The organism is Patulibacter medicamentivorans (assembly GCF_000240225.1).
GTDB classification, from domain to species: domain Bacteria; phylum Actinomycetota; class Thermoleophilia; order Solirubrobacterales; family Solirubrobacteraceae; genus Patulibacter; species Patulibacter medicamentivorans.
Window position 1 is genome coordinate 23,212 of the sequence record NZ_AGUD01000049.1, and the last position, 11,052, is coordinate 34,263.

Consider the following 11,052-nt stretch of genomic DNA (forward strand, 5'->3'; position numbering starts at 1 on the left):
CGCTCAGGCCGCGACGGTCGTCGACTCGTCGGCGGCCGACGACCCGCTCCGGCGCCGCGGCCGCGCCGCGGCCGGCGGCTCGTCGGCCGCGGCCTGCGGATCGAGGCCGGGATCGGCGTCCTCGTCGATCGCGCCGGCGCCGGCGTCCCTGCGGGCCATGTGCGGCGGCCGCTCCGGCCACTCGGCGATCGGCCGCTCCGAGGCGCGGGGCCGGTCGTCGCGGAAGCGGTCGGCCCACTCCTCGCGCCAGACGTCGGCGTCGACCCGCAGCTCCTCGATCACCTCGCGCAGCAGCGCCCGGCGGTCGACCCCGGGCCGCATCGCCGCCCGCGCCGCCAGCTTCGCGCCCCGCCACGGGCTCAGGATCCGGTGCGGGCTGGCCGCCGACCCGAGCGCGCCGCCGCGGTCGAAGAGCCGCGCCAGCCACGGCTCGTCGCTGCCGTCGAACGACCGCAGCGCCTCCTTGAAGAGCGGCGACGGCAGGCTCAGCCGCGACTCCTTGTTGCCCCAGTGGTAGGTCGAGCGGCACTCGCGGTCGCGCCGCCGCTCGACCGCCGCCAGCGCCGCGTCGAGCGCCCGCGGGTCGTCCAGGACCGGCGCCGCGCCCTCGCCCAGCAGCCGCCCGAACCGCAGCGCGTCGCGGATCCCCTGGCCGACCGCCGGGTCCTTGAAGTGGCCGGCGTCGCCGCACAGCGCCCAGCCCGGGCCGCTCGAGCGGCGGAAGTACGACGCGGTGTCGGTGGTGCTGCGGATCTTCGTCCCGTTCCCGCCGCCGCCGATCCGCTCGGCCGCCGCCGGGTTCTCGGCCACGCGCGCCGCCCAGGTGCCCTCCGGGTCCGCCCGGAACGCCGAGACGTCCTCGCGGGCGCCCATGAACAGCACCAGCATCCGGTCCTCGGGGCAGGGGAAGACGAAGACGTGCGACTCGCGCTGGCGGTACTGGACGACGGTCTGGCGCCACTCGGTGCCCAGCTGCGGGTCGTCCAGGTAGCGGTAGGCGGCGCCGCGCTGGGGCAGCGATCCGCGGTAGGGACGGTCGGCGCCGACCGCCGTGGCGACGCCCGACCGGCGGCCGTCGGCGCCGATCACCAGCGAGCAGGCGATCTCGTACTCGCCCTCCGGCCCGCGCACCCGGACCCCGCAGGCGCGGCCGTCGCGCCACAGGACGTCGACCAGCGTGGTCCGCTCGCGGACGTCGACGCCGGCCTCGCGGGCGGTCGCCACCAGCGCCGCGTCGAACGGCGTCCGGGGCACCGACTGGGCGTAGTCGATCCCGTCGATCGGCTCCCAGCGGTTGCGGCAGCTGACGCCGTCGGCCACGATCTGGGCGAACAGCGCCTTCGGCGGGTCGCACTCGCGCTGGATCCGCTGCAACGCCCCGAGCCGCTGGACCTCGGCGACCGCGGAGGGGAAGTTGACGTGGGTCGAGAGCGTGTCGGACGGGAACCGCGTGCGGTCGATCGAGATCACCGAGCGGCCGAGGCGGGCCAGCGCGATCGCGGCTCCCGAGCCGGCGCAGCGGGCGCCGACGACGACCGCGTCGACCCGCTCGCGGGCGGGCCGGGCGGCTGCCGCGGTAGGGGTGTCGGAACGGTCGGCGGGACTCATGCGGCAACGCTCCCACCGCGCGCCGCGGCCGCCCATGGGCCGAAGGGTGTCAATCCGTATGCCGGGGGACAGCAACGCCCTATCGGAGGGCCCCGGCGCGGGTGTTTGATCGCCGTCATGGCCACGACGACAGCGGTTCCCGACCTCGATCCCCGGACCGGCGCGCCGCCGCGTCGCGCGGGCGGCGACCTGCTGGAGGGCGACCGGCCGCTGCGCGACGCCCTCGTGCGCGAGGGCGCGGGCGAGTTGCTGGCCGAGGTCCACGCCGCCGGCCGGACCTTCGCCGCGGGCGACGCGATCGACGACGGCACGATCGCCAACGTGGCCACGCCGCAGATCGTCGGGCCGGCCGAGGTCCGCTTCGATCCGGCGTTCCACGCGATCATGCGGCGCGCCGTCGAGCACGGGATCACCGGCGTCCCGTGGGCCGACGAGCGGCCGGGCGCGCACGTCGCGCGGGCGGCCAAGTTCATGCTGCTGGCCCAGGTCGAGGCCGGCTCGACCTGCCCGATGGCGATGACCTACTCGTGCGTGCCCGCGCTGCGGCTGAGCGACGCGGTCGCGGCCGAGTGGGAGCCGCGCGTCAGCTCCGGCGTCTACGACCCGCGCGAGCTGCCCGCCGAGGCCAAGGACGGCGCGCTGATCGGGATGGCGCTGACCGAGGCCGCCGGCGGCTCCGACCTGGCGGGCTTGACGACCGTCGGCCGCCCGCTCGGCGGCGACGCCTACGCGGTCAGCGGGGTCAAGTGGTTCGTCTCGGCGATCCAGTCCGACGCGTTCTTCGTGCTCGCGAAGACCGAGACCGGGATCTCCTGCCTGCTGGTCCCGCGGCTGCGCGACGACGGCACGCCGAACGGGTTCGAGATCACGGCGCTGAAGGACAAGCTCGGCAACCGCTCCAACCCGACCGCCGAGGTCACCCTGACCGACGCCCACGGCCGGCTGGTCGGCGAGGAGGGCCGCGGCGTCGCGGCGATCATGGCGATGATCGGCGGCACCCGCACCGACTGCGTGCTCGGCTCGACCGCGGTCATGCGGCTGGGCACCGCCGAGGCGATCCACCACGGCGACCACCGCCACGCCTTCGGTCGCGCGCTCAGCGAGCAGCCGGTGATGACCGCGGTCCTCGCCGACCTGGCGCTGGAGACCGAGGCCGCCGTCGCCGCGGCGCTGTGGCTGGTGCGGCTGGCCGAGCGCTCGCGGGCCGGCGACGAGGGCGCCGAGCTGGTCCGCCGGATCGCCGCCCCGGCGCTGAAGTACTGGATCTGCAAGCGGGCGCCGATCCACGCCGCCGAGGCGATCGAGTGCCAGGGCGGCTTCGGCTACATGGAGGACTCGCGGCTGGCGCGCTGCTACCGCGAGGCGCCGCTGATGTCGATCTGGGAGGGCTCCGGCAACGTCCAGACGCTCGACGTGCTGCGGGCGGTGCAGCGGACGCCGGCGGTGCTCGAGGCGCTGCTCGCCGAGCTCGACGCCGCGGCCGGGGGCGACCGCCGGCTCGACGCCCGGACCGCCGAGCTGCGGGCGCTGGTCGCCGATCCCCAGCGGCTGGCCGCCGACCCGCGCGGCCTCGCCGCCCGGATCGCGCTGGCGCTGCAGGCCGCCGTGCTGGTTCGCGGCGCCCCGTTCGAGGTCGCCGACGCGTTCTGCGCGTCGCGCCTGGCCGACGGCCCGCCGGCGGTCTTCGGGGCGCTGCCCGCGAGCGTCGACGCCGCGGCGGTCGTCGCCCGCCACCGGCCGCAGGACGGCTGATGCGGGTCGTCGCGATTCAGCCCCGCGTCGCCCTCGGCGAGGTCGACGCCAACCTCCGGCACGTCGAGGACCTGGTCGACCGGGCGGTCGCCGAGCATCACCCGCAGCTGGTCTGCCTGCCCGAGAGCATGACCACGCCGAACCTGTACCACCGGCGGATGCGGACGGTCGCTCGTCCGGTGCTCGGCGAGCCGCTGCAGGTCCTGCGGCGGCTGGCGCGGCGGCACGACTGCCTGGTCGGCGGCGGCTACATCGCGGTCCGCGGCGAGGACGCGCGCGGCACCTACGCGCTCGCCGAGCCCGACGGCAGCGTCCACTTCCACGACAAGGACCAGCCGTCGTTCTGGGAGAACAACTACTACGGGCCGGGCCGCGACGACGGGGTGATGGAGACCTCGCTGGGGACGATCGGCTGCGCCAACGGCTGGGAGTGGGGCCGGACCCGGACCGTCCACCGGATGCGGGCCGGCGGCGTGCGGCTGGTCGCCGGCGGGATGCACTTCCCGTCGGTCCCGACCTGGCCGCTGGCCGCCCGCTGGTTCCGCGACCGCGACCACCACCTGCTGAGCCAGTACTGCCGCGAGACGCCGCCGCGGCTGGCGCGGATGCTCGGCGTGCCGGTCGTCCATCCCTCGCACGTCGGCGACTTCACGATGGCCACGCCGCTCGCGCCGGGGATCCCGTGGTCGTCGTCGTGCGTCGGCGAGACCCAGATCTGCGACGCCGACGGGGTGCCGCTGGAGCGGATGTCCTACGCCGACGGCGAGGGCTGGATCGGCGCCGACGTCGAGCTGGCCGAGCCGCGCCCGCGCGACCCGACGCCCGACACCTTCTGGGCGGCGAGCTTCCCGCTCTCGGCCCACCTGGTCTGGTACGTCGGCAACCTCCACGGCCGCGCCAAGTACCTGGCGATGAAGCGGCTGGGGCTGCACGAGTGGACGCCCGGCCCCGACGTGCCGGATCGGGCGAGCGCCGCCCAGCTGCCGCCGCTGGACCCCGAGCCGGCCGGCGCCGGCCTCGACGCCGCGGGGCGGGCCGTCTAGTGTCGCGCCATGGGGGAGGCCTCGCGGGCGGGGAGCACGTCGGTGCAGCAACGGGTCGCGCACGTGCTCGGTGAGGCCGGCGTGTCGGCGGACGAGGGCTCGGCGGCGCCGCTCCGGGACGGGCTCGCCGACGCGATGCGCGACCTCCTGGCCCGGATCGAGGAGACGGCCGACGAGGCGGCCGCCGACCTGGTCGCCCGCTGCCGCGAGCTGGTCGCGCTGGCCGACCTGCGCGAGGAGCTGGCCGAGGTCGAGCTGACGCGGCGGCTCGACATGTTCGTCCGCGTCCACGAGGCGGTCGTGCGCCTGCGCGAGGCCGGATCGGTCGAGTCGATCATCCGCGGGGCGCCCGAGGCGGTCGCCGAGGCCTGCGACTTCGACCGCGTCGCGGTCTACCGGGTCGACGGGTCGCTGATGGTTGCCGAGGCCTTCTACCACCGCGACGATCCGGCCCGGGCGGCCGAGCTGCTGTCCTTCAGCCGCGCCCACCCGGCGCAGCTGCAGGAGCAGATCCTGGAGACCGAGATGGTCCGCCGGCGGCGCCCGATCGTCGTCCACGACGCGCAGCACCACCCGTCGACCTACAAGCCGCTGGTCCGCCCCTACGGCACCCACGCCTACGTCGCGGCGCCGATCATGCCGGAGGGCCGGGTGATCGGCTTCGTCCACGCCGACAAGGGCGTCCGCCGGCCCGACGACCCGCGCGCCGTCGACGAGTTCGACCGCGACGTCCTCTGGGGCTTCGCCGAGGGCCTCGGGCACGCGATCGAGCGGGTCGGCCTGGTCGACCGGATGCACGCCCAGAGCGCCGACGTCCGGCGGCTGATGGCGCGCGCGGCGTCGGCCGTCGACGAGTACGTCGACACGCGGGTGGAGCTGATCTCGACGCCGCACGACGGCTCGGGCGCGACCAGCGCGGCGCGCGCGATCCTCGCCGACCAGCCGGACCCGGACTCGCCGCTGGCGATGCTGACCCGCCGCGAGCGCGAGGTCCTCGGCCTGGTCGCGGCCGGCGCGACCAACGCCCAGATCGCGGCCCGGCTGGTGATCACGGTCGGGACCGCCAAGTCGCACGTCGCCCGGATCCTGCGCAAGCTCGGCGCGGCCAACCGGGTCGAGGCCGTCACGACCTACCTGCGGGCGCGGGGGCAGCAGGGAGCGTGAGGGGTGGCCGTCGCGGCCGGCAGGTGACGCGACGGCCGCGAGGTCCCGACGTTCGCTCCGGATGGCGGGGCGAACGGCGGGACCTCGCGGCCCGTCTGCCGCGGTGGTGCGGGGTCAGCCCCGCCGCAGGGCCACCGACGCCGTGCGGCTGGCCGAGAGGCCGGCGTCGTCGCGGACGCCGGCGCGGATCGTCAGCTTCCCGCCGGCGCCGCGGCGGAGCGCCGAGCGGGTGCTCGCCGGCAGCGCCACCGACAGCGCGCCGCTGCGGCCGCGGCTGACGCGGATCGTGCGCGAGACGGTCGCGCTGCGACTGCCGACCCGGGCGCTGACGCGGACGGTGACCGTGCAGCGGGTCGCCGCGGCCCGCACGCAGGACGCGCTGCCGAGCGTCGCCCGGCCGGAGGCGCCGACCTTGACCGTGCGGGAGAGCGTCACCAGCGCGGGGCCGACCTGGGTGATCGTCCGCTTCGCCGTCCGCGACTGCGGGAACCGGACCGTCACCGCGCTCGAGGTCGACGGGCGGCTGACGCCGTCGCCGTTGCGGGCGGTGACCCGGCAGGCGATGCTCGACGCGGTGTCGCCGCGGCGCAGCAGGTAGGTGCTGCCGATCGCCCCGGCGACCGGCTTGCCGTCGCGCAGCCAGGCGAAGCCGTAGCTGGTCGGCGACCCGGTCCAGGTCCCCGGCAGGCAGGTGATCCGCCGGCCGACGGTCGCGGCGCCGGTCAGCGATGCGCGGACCGTCCGGACCGGCGGGTGCAGCGGCCCGGTCGGCGTCGTATCCGGCCCCGGCGCGGTCCCGGGCACGACCACGCGGACGCTGGTCGTGGTGGTCTGGCCGGCCGAATCGGTGACCCGTGCCTCGAGCGTCACCGAGCGCCCGGCCTGGGCCGCGATCGGGCTCCAGCGGAACTCGTAGGGCGCCTTCGCGGTGCTCGCCACCGGCGCGCCGTCGGCCAGCAGCGCGACGGCCCGGACGCCGAAGTCGTCGGCGGCCTCGACCACCGGCTGCAGCTCGCCGCCGACCGGCACCTCGAGCCCGTCGATCGGGTCCAGGAAGCGCGCGCTCGGGGCCGCGTCGGGCGTCGGGGCGGGGACGGCCGGGTGGCTCGCCGGCACGCTCAGCGGGGTGCCGACGTCGACGCTCGCCGCCGCCGGGCTGCCGCTGGCGCCGGAGATCCCCTGGCAGCCGGAGGTCGTGTTGCTGGCGCCGGTCACCGGGCCGGCCGGGCAGCCCCACGAGCTGCCCAGGGCCGCCGCCGGGGCGCCGACGCGCACGGCGGCGTTGGCGATGTCGGCGTTGAAGACTCCGTAGCCGTTGCCCGAGAAGGTGTTGCCCGACGAGCTGAACGCGGGCGTCCCGGGGTTGGCCGGGTCGTCGCCGATGAAGGCGTCGGTCAGCAGCAGGCCGACCGACGCGCGCGCCGTCGCGGCGCTCGCGTCCGGGCCGGAGTTGCCGACGATGTCGCTGTCGACGACCGCTCCGCGCTGGCCGGCGTGGAAGCGGATTCCGGTCTGCGGGACGGCCGATCCGCGACCGCCGCCGGCGATCCGCGAGCGGGTCACGTAGCCGTAGGCCTTGACGCCGGAGCGGACCGCGTTGGAGGCCGCGCCGTCGGTGCCGGTCGCGTCGTCGAACAGCACGCCGCCGGCCTGGTAGCCGGTCACGAGGCTGTCCTCGATCGTGACCTCGCGGCGGACGCCGGCCTCGGCGCCCTGCAGCGAGTTGGTCATGATCACGCCCCAGCCGTGGGGGCGGCTGGCCAGCTCGGTGTCGGGGGCGGCCCGCCGCAGCGGACCGACGACGCTGCGGGCGATCCGGCCCGAGGTGTTGAAGAACGCGACGCCCGCCTCGGCGTAGGCGTCCGGCGACTCGATCGTGACCCCGGAGATGTCGACGAAGTTCTCGTTGTCGTCGGAGGACCCGAGCGACTGGCGCGAGATCGTGACGACGTTGCCGCCGCCGTCGCGCAGGTACGGCGCGGTGCCGGCCAGCGTGCTCCCCAGCGCCGGGCTGGGCCGGATCGTGACCTTGTCGGCGCCGGCGCCCTTGATCGTCAGCGGCTTGGTGATCGTGAGGCCGTTGCGGGATCCGGCCTGGGCGGGGCTGTTGGCGTGGGTGAAGGGCGTCGACTGCTCCTCGTAGAGGCCGGGGCAGACGATCAGCGTGTCCCATGGCGCGGCCTGGTCGACCGCCGCCTGGATCGAGCCGTAGCGGGCGCCCGGGCACTCTTGTCGATCGTCGTCGACGGTCCAGGTCGAGGCCTGGGCGGCCGCGGGCAGGAGCGCCGGGATCGTGGCGAGCGCGAGCGCCGTTGCCAGCGCGCGGCGGATGGTCCGGGGGGTCATGGGCGGAGCGGCACCTCGGTGCGGGGTCGGTCGGGTCCTCGGGCGAGCGGCCGACGGGCCGACGGCGTCCCCGGGAGGGCCGGAACGGCAGCCTCCGGAGGGTCGCTCGCGTCGAGGACCGCCGGAGTGTAGGGCCACAATTCAGCAACGATTGGATCCAAACTGGATAGGCCTGGACGCGATCTCTTCGCCGCCTGGCGCAAAACGGTTCGCCCGGCCGTCCATACGCTTCCGCCGGTCCCGCGGGATCACCCGCCCGACCCATCGCACGGAGAACTGTGACCACCGCCCGAACATCCCCCGGACCACTCGCCCGTCGCAGGGTCCTGCTCGTCGCCGTGCTGCTGGCGACGCTGCTGCTCGCGGCCGGCAGCGCCCACGCCGCCGTCCCCGATCCGATGGTCCGCGGCAGCTACGCCGTGACGACGATGGACCCGTTCACGGCCGGCACGGTCAACCTGCAGGAGCCGGCCGCCGGCGGTGGCGCGGCGACCGGGCCGGCGGCCGCGGTCACGCTGCAGCTGCGCGGGTCGCTCTACGCGCCGATCGGCCGCACGACGCCGTCGCCGGTGCTCGTCCTGGTCCACGGCAACCACTCCAGCTGCGACAGCGGCTCGGCGCCGGACTGCACCGCGTTCAAGCGCAACGACCGCGGCTACGCGTACCTGGGCGAGAACCTGGCCAGCTGGGGCTACACGGTCGTCTCGCTCGACCAGGACCAGCTCATGTACTACCAGGACAGCCCGATGGCGAAGGGGATGCACCAGCGGCGGCTGCTGATCGCCGCGGCGCTCGACGCGCTCTACAAGGCCAACCAGGAGCCGCTCGGCCCCGACAGCACGATCGGCGGGTCGCTGGTCGGCAAGCTCGACATGACCCGGATCGGCCTGATGGGCCACTCGCGCGGCGGTGACGCGGTCACGAGCTTCATCGACTACAACCGCACCCGCCCGGAGCCGGGCCGGCGCTACCCGCTGCGCGGCGTGATCGCGCTGGCGCCGGTCGACTACGAGCGCCGCGCGCCCTACGGGACGCCGTTCATGGCGGAGCTGCCGCTCTGCGACGGCGACGTCTCCAACCTGCAGGGCGCGCGCTTCTTCGAGCGCAGCCAGTACGTCGCCCCGGGCGACCCGTTCCCGCGGGTCCAGATCGGCGTCCACGGCACCAACCACAACTGGTTCAACTCGGTCTGGGCCGCCGACGGCGAGGACTCCAACCCCAACGACGCCGCCTGCTCGGTGACGCAGCCGAACAACATCCGCCTGTCGGGCGGGACCTCGACCTACGACAGCTCGATCAGCCCGGCGACCGACTCGGGCGCCAGCGGTGGCGGCACGTACACCTTCGTCAACCGCGGCTCCGGCGACCCGGCGCTGATGGGCGACCAGGAGAAGGTCGGCCTGGCGACGATGTCGGCGTTCTTCCGCCGCTACGTCGGCGGCGAGTCCGGCTTCGACGCCTACATGACCGGCGAGCGCAACGCCGAGGGCCTGCCCGAGCTGCCCGAGTCGGCCTGCCCGTCGCAGCAGATCTCCGGCGTCTCGCGGACCGGCCAGGCGGGCCAGACCAACGGCCTCCGGATCCCCTGCGCCGAGCGGACCCTGACCAGCTACTTCGCCGCCCCCGCCGAGCGCGAGGACGTGATCCGGCCCGAGCCGGACGACCCGCTGGGGCTCAGCGCCGTCGGCACCGCGCTGACCGGCGGCGGCTTCGCCAACCCGTACCTCGACACCGGCGGCGTGCTGCCGAAGCCGGCGACGACGTCCAGCGGCTACGACTGGTGCAACCCGGAGCCGGACCACTTCGCGCCCGCCCAGCTCGGCAAGCCCGGCTACCCGGCGGCGACCAAGGCCTGCCCGCTGCCGGCGATCGGCGACCTCGGCGGCCAGAGCGGGATCCGCGAGAACGGTCCCGTCAACCAGTCCTACGGCCTGCAGCTCGCCCTCGCCTGGGAGAACCCGCTCGCGGCGACCGGCAAGCCGGCGACGATCGGGACCCGGATCCCGGCGGCCAAGGGCGACGTCAGCGGCCTCGAGGCGCTGGCGCTCGGGGCGGCGGTCAACTTCTTCGACCCCCGCAACCCGGCCCACGCCGGCGAGGCGCTCTGGAACCCCGCGGCGACGACGCAGGACTTCACGATCGCCCTGACCGACGCCGCCGGCCGCACCGGGACCGTCGCGGCCGCCGACCAGCGCTACGGCAACGCGCTGCACCCGTCGGTCGGTGACACGACGTCGAAGACCCACGTGATCCTCAACCAGATCCGCGTGCCGCTGGCCGACTTCGCCGCTCAGGGCGTCGACCTGAAGCAGGTCCGGCGGATCGAGCTGCGGTTCGGCGAGGAGGGCAAGCCGGCGACCGGCTCGGTCCAGATCGCCGACGTCCGCTTCCAGGAGGCCGCGGCCGGCCCGCAGGTCCTGGCCGACGTGCCGGGTGGCCCCGGCCCGGCGACCGGCCGCAGCACCAGCGGGCCCGACCCGGTGGCGATCCTGGCCGCGACGCCGCGCGCCCAGCCCTCGGCCAAGGAGCCGGACGTGCTCGGCCTGGCGGGCGCCACCAAGGTCGGGTCGCCGACGCGCTGCGTCGACCGGACCGCCCCGTCGGTCCGCGTGACCCGCGCCACGGTCGCCGGTCGCCGGCTGACGGTCCGCGGCCGCGCCGCCGACAGCGGCTGCCGCCGGAGCGGGAAGCGGGCGGCGCGCAAGGGCTCGGTCGCCTCGGTCCAGGTCAGCCTGGCCAAGGCGACCGGCAAGCGCTGCCGGTTCGTCGGCGCCGACGGCCGGCTCGGCCGCTCGATGGGCTGCGGAGCGCCGGTCGCGCTGGTCGCCAAGGGCCGCTCGTCCTGGTCGCTGAGGACCGTGCGACGGCTGGCCGCGGGCCGCTACCGCCTGGTGGTGCGGGCGATCGACGCCGACGGCAACCAGCGCCGCACCGCGGTCCGGACGGTGGTCGTCCGCTGAGCCGGCGCCGAGGTCCCGACGTTCGCCGCGGATGGCGGGGTGGACGTCGGGACCCGGCGCGGCGCGGCGCCGGCGGGCCGCGCTAGCGGACCGTCGCCCGCACGCTCCGCGAGCTGGTGGCGCCGTCGGCGGTCCGCGCTCGCAGCACGACCCGGTAGCGGCCGGCGGCCAGCCGCCGG

6 protein-coding genes are annotated in these 11,052 nt (G+C 76.0%); 4 read left to right on the top strand and 2 right to left on the bottom strand.

Annotation, left to right across the window (positions count from 1 at the left end; genetic code table 11):
• Window positions 1–3: 3 nt before the first annotated feature.
• Entirely contained in the window at window positions 4–1,608 is a 1,605-nt protein-coding gene (locus PAI11_RS05525; protein ID WP_007571737.1) for an NAD(P)/FAD-dependent oxidoreductase, read from the bottom strand.
• Window positions 1,609–1,725: 117 nt separating this feature from the next.
• On the opposite strand from PAI11_RS05525, the gene PAI11_RS05530 reads away from it, so the two are divergent.
• Genes PAI11_RS05530 through PAI11_RS05540 form a run of 3 tightly spaced genes read left to right on the top strand, consistent with a single transcriptional unit; the run spans window position 1,726 to window position 5,567 of the window.
• Window positions 1,726–3,360 (top strand): acyl-CoA dehydrogenase family protein, encoded by a 1,635-nt coding sequence (locus PAI11_RS05530; protein WP_007571738.1) that lies wholly within the window; start codon window positions 1,726–1,728, stop codon window positions 3,358–3,360.
• Window positions 3,360–4,403 carry a carbon-nitrogen hydrolase family protein gene (locus tag PAI11_RS05535; RefSeq protein WP_007571740.1) on the top strand — a complete coding sequence of 348 codons (1,044 nt, stop codon included), beginning with the start codon at window positions 3,360–3,362 and terminating at the stop codon, window positions 4,401–4,403. Before PAI11_RS05530 ends, PAI11_RS05535 begins: the two co-directional genes overlap by 1 nt.
• 42 nt (window positions 4,404–4,445) lie before the next feature.
• Window positions 4,446–5,567, top strand: coding sequence for a LuxR C-terminal-related transcriptional regulator (locus PAI11_RS05540; RefSeq protein ID WP_007571742.1), 1,122 nt, complete (start codon window positions 4,446–4,448; stop codon window positions 5,565–5,567).
• Between the two features lie 114 nt (window positions 5,568–5,681).
• On the opposite strand, the gene PAI11_RS23955 is transcribed toward PAI11_RS05540, so the two are convergent.
• Complete coding sequence (locus PAI11_RS23955) at window positions 5,682–7,913, bottom strand: Ig-like domain-containing protein (RefSeq protein WP_007571744.1); 2,232 nt, start codon at window positions 7,911–7,913, stop codon at window positions 5,682–5,684.
• Between the two features lie 278 nt (window positions 7,914–8,191).
• On the opposite strand from PAI11_RS23955, the gene PAI11_RS05550 reads away from it, so the two are divergent.
• Complete coding sequence (locus PAI11_RS05550; RefSeq protein ID WP_138974122.1) at window positions 8,192–10,873, top strand: alpha/beta hydrolase; 2,682 nt, start codon at window positions 8,192–8,194, stop codon at window positions 10,871–10,873.
• Window positions 10,874–11,052: the final 179 nt, after the last annotated feature.